Below are 20,821 nucleotides of genomic sequence, written 5' to 3' on the forward strand. Positions count from 1 at the left end.
TGCCATGTTCGATACCGTTCCCCAGCTCGATTGTGCCGGCCGCGTGCTGCGCCTGGACCGCCCGCGGGTGATGGGCATCGTCAACGTCACGCCGGACTCCTTCTCCGATGGCGGGGCCCATGACAAGACCGAGGCCGCCGTTGCACATGGCCTGAAGCTGGTGGAAGAGGGCGCGGACGTGCTCGACATCGGGGGCGAATCCTCGCGCCCCGGCGCCACGCCGGTCCCGCTGGAGGAAGAGCTGCGGCGCGTGCTGCCGGTGATCGAACAGCTCGCCGCGCGCACGCATGTGCCGATCAGCATCGATACCTTCAAGCCGGAGGTGATGCGTGCTGCGGTGGCCGCCGGTGCCGGGATGATCAACGACATCTACGCCCTGCGGCAGCCGGGCGCGCTTGAAGCGGCGGCCGCGAGCGGCGTGCCGGTCGTGCTCATGCACATGCAGGGCGAGCCGGGCAGCATGCAGCACGATCCGCAGTACGACGACGTGGTGGCCGAGGTGCACGGATTCCTCGTGCAGCGCCTGTTCGCTGCCGAGCTGGCCGGGATCGCCAGAAAGAACCTGCTCATCGATCCCGGATTCGGTTTCGGCAAGCGGGTGGCCGACAACATGGCCCTGCTCGCACGCTCGGCGCAGTTGCTTGATCTCGGCGTGCCGATGCTTGCCGGGCTCTCGCGCAAGCGCACCCTGGGCGAGCTCACCGGACGCGAGGTGCCCGCTGAACGTGTCGCCGCATCAGTGGCCGCGCACCTGATCGCGGTGCAGAACGGTGCGCGCATCGTCCGCGTGCATGACGTGGCGGCGACCGTGGATGCACTGAAAGTGTGGGCCGCCGTCGCGGCGGTGGAACCGCCCCGGCGCGATGCACCGCCGGCCATCCGGTGGCCGGACGAAGACTGATGGCGGTCGACACCCGGCCCCTGGCCATCGCAGTGATGGGGCCCACGGCCAGTGGCAAGACCGCAACGGCGATCGCGCTGGCACGGCGCTGGAATGGTGAGATCGTCAGCGTCGACTCGGCGCTGGTCTATCGCGGCCTGGAGATCGGTTCGGCCAAGCCGGATGCCGACGAGCGTGCACAGGCTGTGCACCACCTGCTTGATCTGCGTGACCCGTGGCAGCGCTATTCGGCGGCGGAGTTCGCGGCCGACGCGCGGCGCGCGGTCGAAGACATCATCGCCCGCGGACGCATGCCCATTCTCGCCGGGGGCACGGGGCTCTACTTCCAGGCCCTGCTGCGCGGCCTTTCACCCATGCCGCCGGCCGACGCCACGGTACGTGCCGGGCTGGCCAGTGATGCCGCCGAGCGCGGCTGGCCGGCACTGCATGCGGAGCTGGCCCGGGTCGACCCGGCCGCCGCCGCCCGCATCCATGCCACTGATCCCCAGCGCATCCAGCGGGCACTGGAAGTGCATCGCCTGACCGGGCGACCGATCAGTGCGTGGCAGCAGCTGCCTGGTGAAGGGCGCCTGCCGGTCCGCACACTCAAGCTGGTGCTCGCACCCCGCGATCGCAGCGTGCTGCACGCGCGCATCGAACAGCGCCTGGATGCGATGCTGGCGAAGGGATTCCTGCAGGAGGTGCAGGCCCTGCGCGCATTGCCGCAGATGGCAGCGGTGGCCATGCCCCTGGACCTGCCGGCGGTGCGCGCGGTCGGCTACCGGCAGGCATGGGAATACCTGGACGGGGACGGTGATGCTGCCGGTTTCCGTCACAAGGCGATTTTCGCCACCCGCCAACTGGCCAAGCGGCAGCTCACCTGGCTGCGCGGCGAGCTTGATGCACGCTGGTTCGATCCCCATATTGAGCCGGAGCGGCTTGCGCAGGCCGTGCAGGGCTTCGTCGCAGGCTGACGCGCCCACGGCGGGCTGCGTGTACCATCGATGAGCCGGTCAAACGGGCGCTGCGCGAAGCGGCGGCCGACAGGACCGCTGGCACCCCATAAAAACAATAATTAACCAGGAGTTGGCAATGTCCAAGGGACAATCGCTGCAGGATCCGTTTCTCAATGCCCTGCGGCGCGAACGCGTGCCGGTGTCGGTGTATCTCGTCAACGGCATCAAGCTGCAGGGAACCATCGAATCGTTCGACCAGTTCGTGGTCCTGCTGCGCAACACCGTAAGCCAGATGGTCTACAAGCACGCCATTTCAACGGTCGTGCCGGCGCGCAACGTCAAGGTTGGCCCCGGTGGCGGCTATGTGCAGTCGGCCGATGGCACGGTGGTGGACGATGACTCAGCAGAATAATCGTGGAGCAATGAGTGTTTGATCGCTCGAAAAAAGGTGAAAACGCGCTGCTGATCCAGCCCCACTTCGGCAAGCTCGAAGAGGACGTGCTGGAAGAGTTCGGCGATCTGGCACGCTCGGCAGGTGCCACCATCGCGGCGACGGTCACCGCGCGGATCGACAGGCCCAATCCGTCGACGCTGATCGGCAGCGGCAAGCTGGACGAGGTCAAGGCCGCCGCCGATGCGACCGGCGCCGACCTGGTGCTGGTCAACCATGCGCTCAGCCCCGGCCAGGAGCGCAACCTGGAACGGTTCCTGGAGCGTCGCGTGATCGACCGCACCGGGCTGATCCTGGACATCTTCGCCCAGCGCGCGCGCAGCCACGACGGCAAGCTGCAGGTCGAGCTGGCGCAGTTGCGCCACATGTCCACGCGGCTGATCCGCGGCTGGACCCACCTCGAACGCCAGCGTGGTGGTTCGATCGGCCTGCGCGGGCCGGGTGAAACGCAGCTGGAAACCGATCGCCGGCTGCTGCAGAAGCGCGTGGAGCAGCTGCAGAAACGTCTTGAGAAGGTCGAGGTGCAGCGCAACCAGATGCGCCGCGCGCGCCTGCGCAGCGAACTGCCCCGTGTGGCGCTGGTGGGCTACACCAATGCCGGGAAGTCGACGCTGTTCAACGCATTGACCGGTGCCGAAGCCTACGCCGCCGACCAGCTGTTCGCCACGCTGGATCCCACCGTGCGCCGCATCGCGTTGCCTGGCGGCAACGTCGTGCTGGCTGACACCGTGGGATTCGTGCGCGATCTGCCGCACGACCTGGTGGCCGCGTTCCGTTCCACGCTCTCCGAAGCGCGCGAAGCCGACTTCCTCGTGCACATCGTCGACGCCGCCGATCCGCACCGTGAGGAACGCATCGCACAGGTGGATGAAGTGCTCGAAGCCGTGGGCGCAGGCGACCTGCCGCAGCTGCTGGTCTTCAACAAGATTGATCGCATCGAAGGCGGCGAGGTGCGCCACGATGCGCAGGATGGCGTGCCCGACGAGTCGCGGCGCGAGCGGGTCTGGATTTCCGCGCGCGACGGCCGGGGCCTGGACGTGCTGGAATCGGTGCTGGGCAAGCGCCTGGGCCTGCAGCATGTTGCCGGCGCGCTGCGCCTTGCGCCCTCGGCCGGGCGTCTGCGCGCGCGCCTGCACCAGCTCGAGGTGGTGCGTGCGGAGACGGCCGATGAGGAGGGCTGGCTGCTGCAGGTGGAGATTCCGCTGGCGGAAGCCGAGAAGCTTGCCGCCAGCGAGGATGGCGCGGCGATCCGTCCGCTGTTGCCGGAAAAGCCTCCCGCGTGGTGATGCCCGCAGCGCGCTCGCCGCGTGCCCATGGTGCGCGTTCTCTCCTGTTCCATCCCATGGCCTGACCGATGACCGTCCCCACTGATGACATGCTGGCCACACTGGCCAGCGAACTGGGCAGGAGACTGCAGCTGGCCGGGCTGCAGCTGGTCACTGCCGAAAGCTGCAGCGGTGGCTGGATCGCCAAATGCATGACCGATATCGCGGGCTCCTCGGCGTTCTTCGACTGCGGCATGGCGGTCTACAGCTACGAAGCCAAGCAGCGACTGCTGGGCGTGCGGGCGCAGACCCTGCAGCAGTTCGGCGCGGTCAGTCGCGAAACGGTGCTGGAGATGGTCTCCGGCGCGCTGGTGAACTCCGGTGCGGGCATCGCCGTTGCCGTGACCGGCATCGCCGGGCCCGGAGGTGGCAGCGAGGACAAGCCGGTCGGCAGTGTGTGGATCGGCTGGAAACGCAGGGCCGACCAGGCTCACGCGCAGCTGTTCCATTTCAACGGCGACCGCGATGCGGTACGCCGGCAGACGGTTTCGGCGGCGTTGCACGGACTGCTCGCGCAGCTGTGAGATGCTGGCGCCTTCTGCGAACCGGAGCTGCCGCCAATGTGGGAAACGCTTGGCACTGTCCGTGACCTGGGACGACTGCAGGAAATCGCCGCTGTCCTGATCCGTTACGGATTCGGTGACCTCGTGCGCCGCACGGGGCTGGCCGATGTGCTTGCCCGCGCCGGGCGCCTGTTGCACTGGGGCGACGATGCGCAGCGCGAGCGCATGACCGCGCCGATGCGCGTGCGCAAGGCGATGGAGACGCTCGGCCCGACGTTCGTCAAACTCGGACAGGTGCTGGCGACACGCGTTGATCTGTTCCCGCCGGAGTGGATCGCCGAGTTCGCCGAACTGCAGAACGCCGTGCCCGCGCTGCCCTATGCGCAGGTCCACCCGCAGCTGGTGCGCGATCTCGGCGGCGAGCCTGCGGTGGTCTTCGCCTGGATCGACGAAGTGCCCATGGCTGCCGCCTCGCTGGCACAGGCGCACCGCGCCCGCCTGCATGACGGTCGCGAGGTGGTGCTGAAAGTCCGCCGTCCCGGCATCCGCGATGTGGTGGAAGCCGACCTTCGCCTGCTGGCGCGCCTGGCCGAGATCATCGAAGCCCGGCTGCCCGACCTCCGCCGCTACCGCCCGGCCGAAGTAGTGCAGCAGTTCACCGGTTCGCTGCGGCGCGAACTCGATTTCGCGGCCGAGTGCCGCAACGCCGAGCGCATCGCGCGGGCCTTCGCCGGCCGCGATGACATCCTGATTCCCGCCGTGCACTGGCAGTGGACCTGCGAAAGCCTCAACGTGCAGGACTTCGTCGATGGCATTCCCGGACGCGACCTTGACGCCGTGGATGCCGCCGGGCTGGACCGCCACAAGCTGGCCCAGCGCGGGGCGGACATCGTGCTGAAGATGGTGCTGGAAGACGGCTGCTTCCATGCCGATCCGCATCCCGGCAACATCCTCTACCTGCGCGATGGCCGGGTCGGCGTGATCGATTTCGGCATGGTGGGCACGCTGTCTGAAACACGCCGCTTCCAGGTCGCCCAGCTGCTGCATGGCCTGGTGGACCAGGAGCCCGAGGCGGTCGCCGACATCCTGCTGGAGTGGGCGGGCGGCGTGGAAGTGGACGAAGGCCGGCTGCAGCAGGACATCAGCCAGTTCGTCGACCGTTACCGCAGCGTGCCGCTGAAGGACCTGCGCATCGGCCTGATGCTTTCGGACATCACGCTGCTGCTGCGCAGCTACAACCTGATGCTGCCGGCGGACCTGGCGCTGATGATCAAGGCCTTCCTGACCCTGGAAGGCATGGGGCGGCAACTTGACCCTGATTTCGACATGGCCAGCGCGGCGCGGCCTTTCCTCGAGCAGGTGGTGGTGCAGCGGTACGCGCCGCGTGCCCTGCTGAAACGGGGGCGTCGGAGCCTGCTGGGGCTGTTCGATCTTGCCGGCGAACTGCCGCGCGACCTGCGGCGGCTGGTGCAGGCGGCACGACGAGGGCGTCTGCAGCTGAAGGTGGAGACCAACGCGCTCAAGGGGTTCGGTGACCAGGTCAACCAGGCCGCCAATCGCCTCGTGGTGGGCATCCTGACCGCCGCGTTGATCATCGGCTCCTCGATCGTCATGCACAGTGTGGGCGGCATCTCCAGCCGCTGGCTGCTGGCGCTGGGAGTCACCGGCTTCGTCGGCGCCGGACTGTGCGGCGTGTGGATCCTGTTCTCGATCTGGCGCAGCGGCCGGCAGCGGCGCTGAGCAGTCGGCGGCCGGGTTGCCGGCGCACGGACATGGCCGCGATATAAAGCACTTGCAGTGGTCCGCGTTAGTAGTAATACTACTAACCATGGACACCACCTCCCTGACCGAAATCCAGCAGGCCATCCTGCAGCTGATCGCCGAGCGCATCGAGAGTGAAGGCGCACCGCCGTCGCAGACCGAGATCGCGCGCGCGTTCGGCTTCAAGGGCGTCCGTGCGGCCCAGTACCACCTCGAAGCACTGGAACAGGCCGGGGCCATCCGGCGGGTACCGGGTCAGGCGCGCGGCATCCGCCTGGTACAGGCGCCGACGCCCCGCCAGATGGCTCAACCGGAGCAGGACGACAGCGTGCTGCGACTGCCGGTGCTCGGCCGGGTCGCCGCCGGCCTGCCGATCGGTGCGGATATCGGCTCGGATGATTTCGTCGTTCTGGATCGGGTGTTCTTTTCACCCGCGCCGGACTATCTGCTCAAGGTGCAGGGTGATTCGATGATTGACGAAGGCATCTTCGACGGTGACCTGATCGGCGTGCACCGCACCCGCGACGCGCTGTCAGGACAGATCGTGGTCGCGCGCATCGATGACGAGATCACCGTCAAGCTGCTGAAGATCGCCAAGGATCGCATCCGCCTGCTGCCGCGCAATCCGGATTACGCCCCCATCGAGGTGTCCGCGGACCAGGATTTCGCCATCGAAGGGCTGTACTGCGGACTGCTTCGACCCAACCGGTGACGGAGGAGGCGGCGGGGACTGACGGCTGCGGCGATAATGTTCGACTTGCCGGCCGCCGTCTCAGTCTGTGCGATGCACGGCCGCTACAGTCTCCCCCGAACCCGAGTTGACCCCGATTAAAAAGATGACCACTTCCCCAAGGACCAAGACAATGGACGAGAACAAGAAGCGTGCCCTGGCCGCCGCACTGAGCCAGATCGAAAAGCAGTTCGGCAAGGGCTCGGTGATGCGCATGGGCGACCGTGTTGTCGAACCTGTCGAGATCATTCCAACCGGTTCGCTGATGCTGGACATCGCGCTGGGCATCGGCGGTCTGCCGAAGGGACGTGTGGTCGAGATCTATGGTCCGGAGTCGTCGGGCAAGACCACGTTGACGCTGCAGGCCATCGCCGAGTGCCAGAAGAAGGGCGGTACCGCCGCCTTCATCGATGCCGAGCACGCGCTGGATCCGATCTACGCTGCCAAGCTGGGCGTCAACGTGGACGATCTGCTGCTGTCGCAGCCGGATACCGGTGAGCAGGCGCTGGAAATCGCCGACATGCTGGTGCGTTCCAATTCGGTGGACATCGTGGTGGTCGACTCCGTCGCCGCCTTGACTCCGAAGGCGGAAATCGAAGGCGAGATGGGCGACCAGCTGCCGGGCCTGCAGGCCCGCCTCATGAGCCAGGCCCTGCGCAAGCTGACCGGTAACATCAAGCGGTCCAACACCCTGGTGGTGTTCATCAATCAGCTGCGCCACAAGATCGGCGTGATGATGCCGGGCCAGAGCCCGGAAGTCACCACGGGCGGCAATGCGCTGAAGTTCTACGCCTCGGTCCGTCTGGACATCCGCCGCATCGGCGCGATCAAGAAGGGCGATGAGATCATCGGCAACCAGACCAAGATCAAGGTGGTCAAGAACAAGCTGGCGCCGCCGTTCAAGCAGATCGTCACCGAGATCCTGTACGGCGAAGGCATCAGCCGCGAAGGCGAACTGATCGACATGGGCGTGGAAGCCAAGCTGGTCGAGAAGGCCGGCGCCTGGTACAGCTACGGGGAAGAACGCATCGGCCAGGGCAAGGACAACGCCCGCGGTTACCTGCGCGACAACCCGGCCGTGGCCCAGCGCCTGGAAGCCGAGCTGCGCGAGAAGTTCCAGCCGGCCGAAGCGCCCAAGGAAGCGGGCGAGGACGACGGCGAAGACGACGTGTAAGACGTAGCTGCGGGGCAGGGCGGCGCCGTCAGTGACGTCGTCCTGTCCCGCAGTTTTTCACGCCGGTCAACGGCGTGGCGTCAGGGATGGCGCTGAGTGGAGGATGAGCATGCACGACGAATCCGACGCGGCTCCGGGCGCACGCAAACGCCGTCGGCCCGAGCTGACCCCCCTGCAGCGGGCGCTGGGCCTGCTGGTACGACGCGACCATTCGCGCAGGGAACTGGGACGGAAGCTGGTCGCACGCGGTATCGAGCCCGAGCAGGCGCAGGCCGCGGTGGACAAGCTGACCAGCGAAGGCTGGCAGGACGACGAACGCTTTGCCGAGTTCCTGGTGCGTAACCGCGCCAACAGCGGGTACGGGCCCCGGCACATCCAGGCCGAGCTGGGCACGCATGGGCTGGACAGCGAAGCGATCAGCGCCGCGATGGACAGTTATGAGGGCGATTTCCTGGACAACGCGCGCGATCTGGTTCGCCGGCGCTTCGGCGAGGAAGGCCCGCAGGATCTGCCGCAGCGGCGCAAGGCCGCCGACCTTCTGGCCCGTCGCGGGTTCGATGGCGACATGATCCGCCGCGCTACCCGCTTCGATGCAGAGGACTGAGGGCCTCGGGCCTGCTACCCTTCAAGGTTTCGGAGATCCGAAATCCGACCCTGGCCAGCGTGGCTGGCGGCGGTGGCTCTCCGGCACGCAGACCGCCAGCCCCCATGAACGCATCCAAATTCACAACGTCCCAGATCCGCAGCGATTTCCTTGAGTTCTTCAAGGGCAAGGGCCACACCATCGTGCCGTCGGCGCCGCTGGTGCCTGGCAACGATCCGACCCTGCTGTTCACCAACTCCGGCATGGTGCAGTTCAAGGACGTGTTCCTCGGTGCGGAAAAGCGCAGTTACGTGCGCGCCGCCGATGTCCAGCGCTGCCTGCGCGCGGGCGGCAAGCACAACGATCTTGACCAGGTCGGCTACACCGCCCGTCACCACACGTTCTTTGAAATGCTGGGCAACTGGTCGTTCGGTGATTATTTCAAGAAGGACGCCATTGCCTGGGCCTGGGAGCTGCTGACCCAGGTCTGGAAGCTGCCGGCCGAGCGCCTGCTGGTGACGGTCTACCAGACCGATGACGAGGCGTACGCGCTGTGGCGCGACATGGTCGGCATCCCCGAAGCGCGCATCGTGCGCATCGGCGACAACAAGGGCGCTCCGTACGCCTCGGACAACTTCTGGCAGATGGCCGATACCGGCCCCTGTGGTCCGTGCACCGAGATCTTCTACGATCATGGCGACCATATCGCCGGTGGCCCTCCAGGCTCTCCGGACGAGGACGGTGACCGCTTCATCGAGATCTGGAACCTGGTGTTCATGCAGTTCGACCGCCAGCCCGACGGCACCCTGGTGCCCTTGCCGGCGCCGTGCGTGGACACCGGCATGGGCCTGGAGCGGTTGGCGGCCATCCTCCAGCACGTGCACACCAACTACGAGATCGATCTGTTCCAGGCGCTGATCCGCAAGGCCAGCGAGCTGACCGGCATGGGCGATCTGGAAAACAAGTCGCTGCGGGTGATCGCCGACCATATCCGCGCCTGCTCGTTCCTCATCGTCGACGGCGTGCTGCCGTCCAATGAAGGACGCGGTTATGTGCTGCGCCGGATCATCCGCCGCGCGCTGCGCCATGGGTGGATGCTGGGCGTGCGCCAGCCGTTCTTCAGCAGGCTGGTGCCGACGCTGGTGGAACAGATGGGCGTGGCCTACCCGGAGCTTCCAGCGGCAGCGGCCACCGTGACCCGGGCACTGCAGGCCGAGGAGGAGCGGTTCGCCGAAACCCTCGATGCGGGCATGAAGATCTTTGAAGATGTTGCGGCACGGGTAACCGACGGTGTGATCCCCGGCGTGGATGCGTTCCGCCTGTATGACACCTATGGCTTCCCGCTGGACCTCACTGCGGACATCGCGCGCGAACGCGACATGATCGTGGACACGGCCGGCTTCGACGCGGCGATGGAGCAGCAGCGCGAAACCGCGCGTGCGGCCGGCAAGTTCGGCGGGGGTGTGACGCTTTCGGCCGAGCTGGTGGCCACGCTCCAGCCTACGGAGTTCCTCGGCTACGACGCGCTGCAGGCCGATACGCTGCGTGTCGTGGCGCTGCTCAAGGACGGACGCCCGGTGCAGTCGGCGCAGGCCGGCGATGCGCTGATCGTGCTGACCGACCGCACCCCGTTCTATGCCGAGTCCGGCGGACAGGTCGGTGACCAGGGCGTGCTGAGTGACCATGGCGTGCGTGTGGACGTCACCGAGACGCAGAAGTTCGCCGGGCAGTTCCACGGCCACGTGGGCACGCTGCTGGAGGGCACGCTTTCGGTCGGTGACGTGCTGTCGGGGCAGGTCAACGATGTCCGCCGCGGCGCGACCATCCTCAATCACTCCGCGACCCACCTGCTGCATGCGGCGCTGCGCGAAGTGCTGGGCACCCATGTCCAGCAGAAGGGCTCGCTGGTCGCACCCGACCGCCTGCGCTTCGATTTCGCGCACTTCCAGCCGATCACCGGCGAGGAACTGGCGCTCATCGAGCGCAAGGTCAACCAGCAGGTGCGCGCCAACAACGCGGTGGAGGTGCACAACATGGCGATGCAGGAGGCATTGGATTTCGGTGCGATGGCGCTGTTCGGCGAAAAGTACGGCGAGAACGTGCGCGTATTGAAGATGGGTGACTACTCCACCGAACTCTGTGGCGGTACCCACGTAAGCCGCACCGGTGACATCGGTCTGTTCAAGATCACCTCCGAAGGCGGTGTCTCCGCCGGTGTGCGTCGCATCGAGGCGGTGACGGGGCAGGGTGCGCTCGATCACGTCGCGGCCGAAGAGGCGCGGCTTGCCGAGGTCGCCGGTCTGCTGGGCGGTAGCGCGGCCGACGTGGTCGAAAAGATCCGTGTGCAGGTGCAGCGCCAGAAACAGCTCGAACGGGAGCTGGAGTCGCTCAAAGCCAAGCTCGCCTCCGGCGCGACGGCGGACCTGGCCGGCCAGGCGGTTGACGTGTCTGGCGTGAAGGTCCTGGTGGCGCGGCTGGAAGGATTTGACGCGAAAGCCTTGCGCGACGCTGTTGATCGCCTCAAGCAGCAGCTGGGTGACGCCGTGATCCTGTTGGCAGGTGCTCAGGATGGCAAGGCAGCGCTGGTGGCCGGTGTGAACGGCAGTGCAATGGGTCGGGTCAAGGCAGGGGAACTGTTGGCGCATGTGGCCAGTCAGATCGGGGGCAAGGGCGGCGGTCGCCCGGACCTCGCCCAGGGTGGTGGCGAAGACGGGCCCGCCCTTGCAACGGCGCTGGCCGCCGTGGTCGACTGGATCCGCCCCCGCCTCTGATGAACCGCTCCCCTCCCGCGCCTTGTGGCTGCGGGAGGGCTGACGGTACCATTGGTCATCTTTTCCCGTTGTCTCGAGGCGACCTTCCCCAGGTCGTCAAGCCGGTGGGGGATACCCTTCCACACGGTTCCATGGAGAAATACTGCAATGTTGATCTTGACCCGCCGCGTCGGCGAAACCTTGATGATCGGTGACCAGGTCAGCGTGACCGTCCTCGGCGTCAAGGGCAACCAGGTTCGAATCGGCATCACGGCGCCGAAGGATGTGGCCGTGCACCGCGAAGAAATCTACCAGCGCATCCAGCGTGGCGACGAAGTCACTCCGGGCGAAAATACTGCTGAATAACGCTTTACCTGGTGACCCGAATAACGCTATTATTCGCGTCCCCGCTGAGACGCCACGGCATCAAGCGGTAGCAAAAACCCCGGAGCGATGCCCGAGTGGCTGAAGGGGCTCCCCTGCTAAGGGAGTATAGGGTCAAAAGCTCTATCGAGGGTTCGAATCCCTCTCGCTCCGCCAGATTGTCAAGAAAGCCCCTGGAAACAGGGGCTTTTTTGTTGTTGCTGGTCAGATAACCCTGATAGACCGTCGCCGTCGAACACGCTTGAATAGGGACGTGCCGGTTCGTCTCATGGAGGCTTCCAATCGGTTCATCGCCCAGGTGCCTGAGACCCATCGTCCATGATCATCCGCTTGATGCTGCTCGCCGCGCTTTATCCTGCATTCGCTGCGGACGCCGTCGCCGCCCCCGTGCCAATCCGCTGTGATACGTGTGTCGAAGCGGGCTTCCGCCGACTCGCCGCTGGCCGCGGTCCCGGTGTGTACCTCACCTACAATCTCGCCAGAAACACCGTCAGCCAGTACCAGGTTGGCAGCACCCGGGCGGAGCCGGAGATGCAGGTGCCGGTGGCTCGCTTGAATCTGCACGTTCCGGTGCAGCGCAAGACGGCGTTCGATTATCTGGCTGACGCCAACCTGCAGGCGATGGTGAACGCGGCGGCAGGCAGCGGGGATGTGCTCGTCAAGGCGCTCGGGGAGGACGTCATCGGCACCCCCCAGGGAAGCGCCGGCTGGCGTCTGCACCCGCCCCTCCGGCTGCGCATCCTGTTCGAGGACGGTTCGTCGGTGGGCGTCAGCATCCGTCATGACAGGGCGAACGCGGTGTTCGAACCCGGCAGCGCCCGCACGGCGGCCGGGCAGGTGATTGCCTGTGCCGGTGCGATCTGCGACGGCGTCTAGCGAACAGATGGGGCCGTCTCCCATGCAGCCTCAGAACGAATAGGTCGCCTGCACGTAGACCCGGCGCGGCTCGCCCGGGAAGTGCCCATTGCGCGCGATGAATCCGCTGGCGGCGTACACCTTGTCGAACACGTTCTTGACGTTGGCCTGGAACTGCCACTGCTGCCACTGCGTCTTCCAGCTCAGATCGAAGACCGTGTACGGCTTGACCCGCTGTCCGTCGCGACTGACCCGCTCATCCATGTACTCGGCACCGAACCCTACGGCGGAGTTGAGCGATGGCAGATCGTGGCGCGTCCACAGGCCCAGGGTATTGCGCGGGGCGTTGGCGAAGCGGTCGCCAACGGCGTCGGTGATGCCGTTGCGGCCGGCCTCCAGGACGCGGGCGTCGTTGTAGGCGTAGGTCAGGTTGAGCACCCAGTGTTCGGTCAGGTCGGCCAGCACGTCCAGTTCGGCGCCTTCGCTGCGTACCAGGCCCAATGCCTCGAGCTGGTTGATGCCGCCGATCACCTGGCCGGTGGCCTGCACGATGTTGCTGCGCTCGATCCGGTAAACGGCGGTGTTCACCGTCCAGCGCCCGCCGAGCAGGCTCTTCATGCCGACTTCCCATTGGCGACTGCGTTCGGGATCGAACGGCCCGCCCGCCGTGCGGTCCCGGTTGGTGGCGACCTGCGGCATGAACCCGGCCGCGACGTTGGCGTAGAGATTCAGCCCTGCGGCCACCTCGTACGTGCTGCCCAGCCGCCAACTGAGGTCGTTGCCATCCACGTCTGTGCCCGTGATCGTGTCGGTGTCCTTGAAGCCATCCCAGCGCAGGCCGGCCAGCACCAGCCAGCGCGGCGTGATCTCCATCTCATCCTGCAGGTAGGCGCCGTAGCGATCACTGCGCGTGCCGGTGAACCGCCAGGGCAGGGTGGCCAGGCCATAGTCGCGGTAGGAGGACTGCCCGTAGACCGGTTCGTGCAGGGCGATGCCGGGCACCGGGCCGGCGCCACGCGCAAGGTCGGCACTGTTGGCGGTCTGCGCGCGGAAATCCGCATCACTGCGATACACGTCCGCCCCCATCAGCACCTTGTGCGAGATGCCGCCGGTCTGCGTGCGCCACACCGCATTGCCGGCCACGGTCAGGGCGTTGTTGTCGCGGATCTGGTTGCGCAGCTGGCGGGTCATCCACTCCGGCGTGCCGTCGCGATCGCGGTCGATCAACCCCATCGGCTCGTGGTAGATCTGGTGCTCGTTGTTCCTGAACCAGCGCGCGGCCACATCCACGTCCCAGTCCGCCGCCGGCGAGACGCGGTAGCGGACCAGCGCGATCTTCGCGTCCATGTCGAGGAAGTCGCTGGCCTCGTTGTGGTTCCAGCGCCGGCTGGCGAGAAAGTTGCCGTTGTCGTCCACGGGCACGCCGCGCAGCCGGTTGCCCCCGAGCTGCTGGGTGATGTCGGTGAGCTGCACGATCAGTTCGCCGGTCTGGCCGACGTCGAACGCCAGCGAGCCATCGGCGATCACGCCGTCACGGTCGGTGTTCCAGCGCACGCCCTCCTCGGTTTCGGCATAGAGGCCGGCGCGGTAGCGCACGCGCGAGGTGGCGCCCAGAGGACCGGTGGCTTCCAGCGAACCGGCGCGGAAGCCCGCATTGCCGGCCTGCACTTCGAGCGTGCGTTGCGCCCGCGCTCGCGGCTTGCGGGTCACGTAGTTGATGACCCCACCCGGATCCCCGCCGCCGAAGAGCGCGCCGGAGGGACCCTTGAGCACTTCCACCCGCTCGATGTTGAACAACTGCGGTACCGAAAAGCCGGCATAGGGATCGCCGCGCAGGCCGTCGTAAAGCACGTTGTCCTGGCGGAACCCGCGCAGCGTCGCCGTGCCATAGCTGTAAAGGCTCAAGCCGCTGATGCTGCGGTACAGGTCGGTCACCTGGCGTGCCGCCTGATCGTCGATCAATTCACGCGGCAGCACCTGCACCGACTGCGGCACCCGTTCGAGGGGCGTATCGGTGCGCGTGGCGACGGCGGCGTCATCGGCCTTGTAGAGCGTCTGCGCGCGTCCGGTAACCTGCACCGCGTCAAGCTGACGCACGCTTGCTGCGGACGCCTGGGCACCGGCTGATGCGGGGAACAGCACAGCGGAGAGCGCAACGCCGATGAACGCAAGGGGGAGAGTCGTGGATCGCACTGTATCAAATGATAATGATTACCAAGTGCAATAGCTTAGCACCCCGGCGACCGTACAGGTGCAACCTCTAAGGGCAGCCTCCCGGGTGAAAGCCGTGCCGAGTGAGTTGGTTGCGGCAGGAAATGGCGCGTTTGAATGATTTCCTCATCGGCCGGGAACGGAATCTTAAGTTTTCAGTTGCTCTAATGCGGGCGCTGATCCACGGGTCGGCACCTCTGAGGTCGCACTGGCGCGCATGCCACGGCGGCCTCCCCCTCTCCCTTGTGCGGCCACTGCCACGTGGCCAGGCACAGTGCGCGCCACGTTCCGCCGCGGCGCTTGAAGGACCCCCTTGTCGATGATTGCACCCGCTACGAATCCGCTGTCTGTCCGCACCTCCGCCGTCCTGTTGCGTCGGGCCCTGTTGCCCTCGCTGCTTGCGGGTTTCTGCGGGGCACTCCATGCACAGGACGCTGCGAGCGTGCCCGTCTCGCCCCCGGGCAACGATGCCGCCGCGACGCAGGAACTGGATGCGGTGCAGGTGCGCGGCGTTCGTGGCAGCGCGATCGGTGCAGTGGAAGCCAAGCAGGCCAAGGCCGAAATCAGCGACTCGGTGGTGGCCGAAGACATCGGCAAGCTGCCCGACAACAGCGTGGCGGCGGCGCTGCAGCGGGTGACCGGCGTACAGGTGGCGCGCGGTGGCGCGGAGGTGGGCACCGTGCTGGTACGCGGCCTGCCCGATGTGGTCACGACATTCGATGGCCGCAATGTGTTCACCGCGACGGGGCGTGGTATCGCGCTGCAGGACATCCCCGCTGATCTGCTGCAGAGCGTGGACGTGTACAAGACCGGCAGCGCGAAGTTCATCGAAGGCGGGATCGGGGGCGCCATCGATGTCCATCTGCGCAAACCGTTCGACCTGGACCAGGACACCACGCTGGCGGGCAGCCTGAGCGCGATCCAGGGCGACCAGGCCGGCGAAGCGAAGCCGCAGGGCAGCCTCACCGCAGCGCACACCTGGGACAGCGGCCATGGGCGCATGGGAATTCTGGGCAGTGTTTCGCTGCAGCAGCGGCCGTACCAGGAAAGCAACAGTTTCTACGGGACGTATGACCGGGTGGCCAGTCCGGTCGACCCTGCGCAGCAGATCTTCGTGCCCTTCAACGCCGGCGCGCTGGTCGCGCGCAACAACCACAAGCGACGCTCGGCCAACGTTGCGTTCCAGTGGGCGCCGGGCGAGAACAGCGAAATCTATCTGGACGCGTTCTACGTCAACTACGAAGGCCGGAACACGGTCAATTACTGGATGCCGTTCCCCGGGCTGGTGAACGCCGACAACGTGGAATCGGTCAGCCTGCGTCCCGGTACGGCTGTCATGGACGGCGTCGTTGCGCGCGATCTGTACACCCTCTCCAGCACCCAGGCCCACAAGCAGACCTCCGACACGCTGCAGGCGGCGATCGGCGGCAAGTGGCACAACGAGCGTGTCTCGCTGTCGACCGAACTGGCCTACACCTGGTCCACCAACCGCCATCGTGCCCTGACGCTGGACATGGGCCTGGAGGCACCGCGGATGCATATGGTCGATTCCGGTGGCGTGCCCGATACCTGGGTCACCCAGGCCGATGGCAGTGCCTTCGATACCGCCGATCCGGCGAACTGGTACCTGAGCCAGTACTACGACAACTGGGACCGCCAGCGTGGCGAAGAGTGGGCATGGCGCGGCGATGCCACCTTCAACTTCGACGAGGGGTTCTTCAGCAGCCTGGATGCGGGCGTGCGGGTGAGCCGCCGCACGGCGACCAACCACGGTGGCGGTGGGCAGGCCATGGACAACCTCAGCGGCGGACGCCTGTTCGCCAGCGAGGTGCCGGGCCTGGCAGCGGTTTCGCCGGGCAACATGCTCGACGGCGCGCGCCGCTTCTCCACGGACCGCTGGACGGTGGCCAATGCGGGCTACCTGCTGCAGCAGACCGCGGTACTGCGGGGGGTGATGGGGCAATCGCCGGATACTCCGGCCGAGGTGGCCTCGCAGTTCTTCGACAACCGCGAGGACAACACGGCCGCCTATGTGCAGCTCAACTGGGGCACCACGCTGGGCAGCGTCCCGGTGGATGGCCGGATCGGTGTTCGCGCCACCCGCCTGGCGTCGGAACTCAACGGCACCCGGACGGTGGATGGCGTGCCGGCACCCGAACGGATTGAAACCACCCGGACCGAGTACCTGCCCAACGCCAACGTCAACGTCTCGCTGGCTGAGAACCTGATCCTGCGCGTGGCCGCCAGTGAGACCATTGCGCGGCCGGCCTTCGCCGACCTCAATCCGCAGCTGAGCCTGTACGCGCCCACCGACAGCCTGCCGGCCCGTGGTGACGGTGGCAATCCGGAGCTGGAAGCGGTGTCATCGCGCAACCTCGATGCCTCGCTCGAATGGTATTTCCGCCCCGGCTCGCTGCTCTCCGCCGCCGCGTTCCACCGCGACCTGGACGGCTACGTGCAGCGCTACGCCAGTGACGAAGTCATTGCTGGCACCACGTATTCCATCTCCCGCCCCCGCAATACCGGCGAAGGCACGCTGAAAGGTTACGAAGTGGGGTACACGCAGTTCTACGATTTCCTGCCCGGTGCCTGGTCCGGCCTGGGCACGCAGCTCAACTACACCCGGATCAGCGCCGAAGCCGAGTCGCCGACCGGGGAGATGCAGCCGCTCACCAACGTGTCAAGGCACGCATTCAATGCAGTGCTGATGTACCAGTACGCGCGCTTTTCCGCCCGCGTGGCCTACAACCGCCGCAGCGACTACGTGGCCAGCTTCAACAGCTCCGGCGACCAGCCCAATGCGATCCGCCATGGTAACGAGGACTGGCTGGACGTGGCCTTCAACTACGACCTGAACGACCACATCACGCTCTTCGCCGAAGCCACCAACGTACTGGGCGGCTCAACGCGTAACGCCTTCGGCAACGCGGCCTTCCCGCGCGATTTCGCCTCGCCGGAGCGGACGTATACGGTGGGTGCGCGCTTCCGTCTGTAAACGGTTGCCTGCGTGATGGCGCGAGGCGGGCCATGCACGCCCGGCCTCGCGCCTCACCGCGATGGCGCGGAGGTTGCCAGCAGGGCGTGCATCCGCGCCAGCGCTGCGTCGAGTTCCTCGCGCGTCCCCGTTGCGTCGGCCGCAGAATTGATGTGCGCGGGCAGGTCCATCTGCACACCGCAGAGCGCGCCACCCACACATGCCATGTCCATCAGCGGCGAACCGACGCTGCAGTCCAGGCCCCGTTCGCAGGCGATGAGGCTCAGCGCGTTGGGTGTCTGGCCCATGAAATCATGGCCCTCATAGCCCGGCAGGTCGCCGTTGCCCACTCCCAGTCTTGGATCGGTCGCGGTCCAGAGCAGTGGCACCAGTTCGAGAAGGGCGCGTGGATCGTCGCTGGCGAGGGCTTCATCAAGAAACGCCGCGACGTCGGCGGGACGGCCTTGCTCTGCAGCGCGGAAAACCTGGATGCGCGCGGTCAGTTCCCCTGCGGCGGCGGCCTTGCTGCGCCAGGCTTCGCGAAGGCCGCGCATTCCCGTCCCGCTGCGCGGCAGCGCATTGCACCGGACCCGTTGGCGCTCGCTGGCACTTCGGTAGACCGCCGCCACGGCGGCGCCCTGGTGGATCGCCAAGCGGTGCTCGGACTGCAGCAGTACGTTTTCCAGCGGAATGCGGTCCAGGGTAAGCATGAAACACAAGTCTGCGATGTCCCCCAGCTCGCGCATGGCGGCCGCATCGCCCGCCTGTGCCTTGTCGAGCAGCCGTTGGACATGATCCTTCAGGCGCTGCAGTTCACCCCTCGTCGGCAGAGGGTAGGCGGGACCCGCCCGCGCAGGCGTCGCGGGCCCGACGGCGGTCTGGACGGACGCCGCGCCAACCTGCACGGTGTCCACGTCCGGCACGCGAAGGTGCCACAGCCACGCCAGCAGGGCACCCGCACAGACCACGGCAGTGCAGAGCGCCGTCGTGCGCCAAGCCTGGGAACGCGGGCGGACATCGGCAGGCAAGGCAGGTCCTCGTGCAGGCAGGAGCCGGCATCATAGCCGGCTCCTGCCAACGGCGTTGGTCAGGGCGCGTGACCTTACAGCGGCAGGTCGAACACCAGCACTTCCGCATCCTGCCCGTGGTCCAGCATCAGCGTGGTTTCGTCGCTGACCTGCACCGCATCGCCGGCGTCCAGCGTGATGCCATTGACCTGCAGCTGTCCGCGGGCGACCTGCACGTAGGCGCCGCGCCCGTTGGCCAGCACGTGGGTGAGGCGGGCGCTGCCATCCAGGATCGTGGCGTAGATCCGGGCATCCTGGTGGATCAGCAGTGACCCGTCGGCACCGTCGGGCGAGGCGATCAGGCGCAGCTGGTCGCGCTTGGCGTCCGGGCTGAAGTGCGTTTCCTGGTACGACGGCGCGATGGCCTGCGTGTCCGGAAACAGCCAGATCTGCAGGAAGTGCACCGGCTCGGTGGGCGAGTGGTTGAACTCACTGTGGCTCACACCGGTGCCCGCGCTCATGCGCTGCACATCGCCATAGCGCAGCACCGAGCCGGTGCCCATCGAATCCTTGTGTTCCAGCGCACCTCCGAGGACATAGGAAACGATCTCCATGTTGGCGTGGTTGTGGGTGCCAAAGCCCTGGCCCCCGATCACCTTGTCTTCGTTGATCACGCGCAGCGGGCCGAAGCTCACATAGCGCGGGTCGTGGTAGCCGGCAAAGGAGAAGGTATGCATGGAATGCAGCCAGCCGTGGTTGGCTTCGCCGCGGGTCGCGCTCTTGCGGATCTGGATCATGGTGTCTCTTCCTGTTCGATGGTTTCGATGATGCGGTCTGCACGTTTCTGCTGTGAATCCGCCGTTGGGAAGAAGTATCCGCTTGCGGCGCGGCATTGAAAAACGGATAGTTTCGACGTCCATCATCGAATTATTCGAATGCTCAAGGTCAGTCTCGATGCACTGCAGATTCTCGACGCCATCGAACGGCGGGGCTCCTTCGCCGCCGCGGGCAAGGCGCTGCACAAGGTGCCTTCGACGATTTCCTACACCGTGTCCAAGCTCGAGGACGATCTCGGCGTGCAGCTGTTTGACCGGGTCGGTCCGCGTGCCGACCTCACGGCGGCCGGACGCGCGCTGCTGGAGGAGGGGCGGCATCTGCTGCGCGCGGCGCGCGAGCTTGAACTGCGGGTGCGCCGGGTGGCCTCCGGCTGGGAGGCCGAGCTCACTCTGGCCGTGGATTCGATGTTCCCCGCCTGGTTGCTCGGGCCGGACATCCAGGCCTTCCGTGGCGAAGCCGCGCCGACCCGCCTGCGGTTGATCAGCGAAGCGCTTTCGGGCACGTGGGAGGCTTTGCTGGATCGGCGTGCGGACCTGCTGGTCGGCGCGGCGGGCGAGGGCCCCAGCGGCGGCGGGTATGTGGTCGAGCCCTTGGGCACGGTGGAGTTCGTATTTGCCGTGGCGCCGGCGCATCCGCTTGCCAGCGAGACCGGTCCACTCGGGCGCGAGCAGCTGGCCGAGCACTGCGCGGTCGCAGTGTCCGATTCCGCGCGCCGCTTGTTGCCGCGCACGGTCGGGCTGTTGATGGGACAGGAATCCCTGGCAGTGCCGGACATGGCGAGCAAGCTGCGGCTGCAGCGTGCCGGCGTGGGTTTCGGCTTCCTTCCGGAGCCGTGCGCGCGCGCTGCGGTGGCACGCGGCGAGCTGGTGATCAAGGCGGTGGAGGAGCAGAAACCGGACGAGAGTTTCTGGCTCGCATGGCGTACCGGTGAAGACGGCGCCGCGCTGCAGTGGTGGCGGCAGCGGCTGGGCACGCCGGACCGGTTGCAGCACTGGTGGTCGGCGATGGCGGGCTGATCGCCAGCGCAAAAAAAAACAGCAGACCGGGGTCTGCTGTTTCTGGAATCTGGTGCGCCCGGAGAGATTCGAACTCCCGACCGCCTGGTTCGTAGCCAGGTACTCTATCCAACTGAGCTACGGGCGCACTGGGGTACTGCGGTGAAACCGGTGGAGCCTGTCACTGGTGCGCCCGGAGAGATTCGAACTCCCGACCGCCTGGTTCGTAGCCAGGTACTCTATCCAACTGAGCTACGGGCGCATGGTGACAGCGATGTTGCATGGTGCACATCAACGGCGGCGTCGATGTCTGTTGATGGTGCGCCCGGAGAGATTCGAACTCCCGACCGCCTGGTTCGTAGCCAGGTACTCTATCCAACTGAGCTACGGGCGCGCTGCAACAGGAGCGGAATTATGCGGATTGTCGCGGCGTCCGTCAACGTCT

17 protein-coding genes and 4 tRNA genes are annotated in these 20,821 nt (G+C 66.6%); 15 read left to right on the top strand and 6 right to left on the bottom strand.

The window, feature by feature from the left end; translation table 11 throughout:
- Window positions 1-4 precede the first annotated feature (4 nt).
- From folP to FHY09_RS10455, 13 genes are all read left to right on the top strand, one after another.
- Window positions 5-901: a dihydropteroate synthase gene (gene folP / locus FHY09_RS10395; RefSeq protein WP_166926802.1), complete on the top strand. Its 897-nt coding sequence runs from the start codon at window positions 5-7 to the stop codon at window positions 899-901.
- The gene (miaA, locus tag FHY09_RS10400) at window positions 901-1,854 is read left to right on the top strand and encodes a tRNA (adenosine(37)-N6)-dimethylallyltransferase MiaA (RefSeq protein ID WP_166926803.1); all 954 of its coding nucleotides are present in this window, start codon (window positions 901-903) and stop codon (window positions 1,852-1,854) included. Before folP ends, miaA begins: the two co-directional genes overlap by 1 nt.
- Before the next feature lie 118 nt (window positions 1,855-1,972).
- Window positions 1,973-2,248 carry an RNA chaperone Hfq gene (gene hfq, locus FHY09_RS10405; protein ID WP_166926804.1) on the top strand — a complete coding sequence of 92 codons (276 nt, stop codon included), beginning with the start codon at window positions 1,973-1,975 and terminating at the stop codon, window positions 2,246-2,248.
- A gap of 14 nt (window positions 2,249-2,262) precedes the next feature.
- Window positions 2,263-3,573, top strand: a complete 1,311-nt coding sequence (hflX, locus tag FHY09_RS10410; RefSeq protein ID WP_166926805.1) for a ribosome rescue GTPase HflX — start codon at window positions 2,263-2,265, stop codon at window positions 3,571-3,573.
- 68 nt (window positions 3,574-3,641) lie between these two features.
- The gene (locus FHY09_RS10415; RefSeq protein WP_166926806.1) at window positions 3,642-4,136 is read left to right on the top strand and encodes a CinA family protein; all 495 of its coding nucleotides are present in this window, start codon (window positions 3,642-3,644) and stop codon (window positions 4,134-4,136) included.
- A 36-nt stretch (window positions 4,137-4,172) separates the two neighbouring features.
- The gene (locus tag FHY09_RS10420; RefSeq protein ID WP_166926807.1) at window positions 4,173-5,855 is read left to right on the top strand and encodes an AarF/UbiB family protein; all 1,683 of its coding nucleotides are present in this window, start codon (window positions 4,173-4,175) and stop codon (window positions 5,853-5,855) included.
- Between the two features lie 88 nt (window positions 5,856-5,943).
- The gene (gene lexA / locus FHY09_RS10425) at window positions 5,944-6,588 is read left to right on the top strand and encodes a transcriptional repressor LexA (RefSeq protein ID WP_166926808.1); all 645 of its coding nucleotides are present in this window, start codon (window positions 5,944-5,946) and stop codon (window positions 6,586-6,588) included.
- Window positions 6,589-6,739: 151 nt separating this feature from the next.
- The gene (recA, locus tag FHY09_RS10430) at window positions 6,740-7,780 is read left to right on the top strand and encodes a recombinase RecA (protein WP_208407766.1); all 1,041 of its coding nucleotides are present in this window, start codon (window positions 6,740-6,742) and stop codon (window positions 7,778-7,780) included.
- A gap of 109 nt (window positions 7,781-7,889) precedes the next feature.
- Complete coding sequence (recX, locus tag FHY09_RS10435) at window positions 7,890-8,384, top strand: recombination regulator RecX (RefSeq protein ID WP_166926810.1); 495 nt, start codon at window positions 7,890-7,892, stop codon at window positions 8,382-8,384.
- A 104-nt stretch (window positions 8,385-8,488) separates the two neighbouring features.
- Window positions 8,489-11,134 (top strand): alanine--tRNA ligase, encoded by a 2,646-nt coding sequence (gene alaS, locus FHY09_RS10440; protein ID WP_166926811.1) that lies wholly within the window; start codon window positions 8,489-8,491, stop codon window positions 11,132-11,134.
- A 147-nt stretch (window positions 11,135-11,281) separates the two neighbouring features.
- Window positions 11,282-11,479, top strand: coding sequence for a carbon storage regulator CsrA (gene csrA / locus FHY09_RS10445; RefSeq protein ID WP_166926812.1), 198 nt, complete (start codon window positions 11,282-11,284; stop codon window positions 11,477-11,479).
- An 81-nt stretch (window positions 11,480-11,560) separates the two neighbouring features.
- Window positions 11,561-11,653, top strand: a tRNA-Ser gene (locus FHY09_RS10450).
- 162 nt (window positions 11,654-11,815) lie between these two features.
- On the top strand, window positions 11,816-12,373 hold the full coding sequence (locus FHY09_RS10455; protein WP_166926813.1) for a hypothetical protein: 558 nt from the start codon (window positions 11,816-11,818) through the stop codon (window positions 12,371-12,373).
- A 30-nt stretch (window positions 12,374-12,403) separates the two neighbouring features.
- Here the strand turns inward: FHY09_RS10455 and FHY09_RS10460 are convergent, their stop codons facing one another.
- Complete coding sequence (locus FHY09_RS10460) at window positions 12,404-14,545, bottom strand: TonB-dependent receptor (protein WP_166926814.1); 2,142 nt, start codon at window positions 14,543-14,545, stop codon at window positions 12,404-12,406.
- Between the two features lie 337 nt (window positions 14,546-14,882).
- Here FHY09_RS10460 and FHY09_RS10465 point away from each other — a divergent pair, with 337 nt between their 5' ends.
- Window positions 14,883-17,558 carry a TonB-dependent receptor gene (locus FHY09_RS10465; RefSeq protein WP_166926815.1) on the top strand — a complete coding sequence of 892 codons (2,676 nt, stop codon included), beginning with the start codon at window positions 14,883-14,885 and terminating at the stop codon, window positions 17,556-17,558.
- 53 nt (window positions 17,559-17,611) lie between these two features.
- Here FHY09_RS10465 and FHY09_RS10470 read toward each other — a convergent pair whose 3' ends face one another.
- Window positions 17,612-18,505 (bottom strand): hypothetical protein, encoded by an 894-nt coding sequence (locus FHY09_RS10470; protein ID WP_166926816.1) that lies wholly within the window; start codon window positions 18,503-18,505, stop codon window positions 17,612-17,614.
- A 134-nt stretch (window positions 18,506-18,639) separates the two neighbouring features.
- Window positions 18,640-19,341, bottom strand: coding sequence for a pirin family protein (locus FHY09_RS10475; RefSeq protein WP_166926817.1), 702 nt, complete (start codon window positions 19,339-19,341; stop codon window positions 18,640-18,642).
- A gap of 138 nt (window positions 19,342-19,479) precedes the next feature.
- Here FHY09_RS10475 and FHY09_RS10480 point away from each other — a divergent pair, with 138 nt between their 5' ends.
- Window positions 19,480-20,397, top strand: coding sequence for a LysR family transcriptional regulator (locus tag FHY09_RS10480; RefSeq protein WP_166926818.1), 918 nt, complete (start codon window positions 19,480-19,482; stop codon window positions 20,395-20,397).
- A gap of 50 nt (window positions 20,398-20,447) precedes the next feature.
- On the opposite strand, the gene FHY09_RS10485 is transcribed toward FHY09_RS10480, so the two are convergent.
- The 3 genes from FHY09_RS10485 to FHY09_RS10495 form a co-directional block, all read right to left on the bottom strand.
- Window positions 20,448-20,524: transfer RNA gene (locus tag FHY09_RS10485), tRNA-Arg, on the bottom strand.
- 37 nt (window positions 20,525-20,561) lie between these two features.
- Window positions 20,562-20,638 (bottom strand) — tRNA-Arg (locus FHY09_RS10490).
- A 55-nt stretch (window positions 20,639-20,693) separates the two neighbouring features.
- Window positions 20,694-20,770: transfer RNA gene (locus tag FHY09_RS10495), tRNA-Arg, on the bottom strand.
- Window positions 20,771-20,821: the final 51 nt, after the last annotated feature.

This window comes from Xanthomonas sp. 60 (assembly GCF_011761925.1).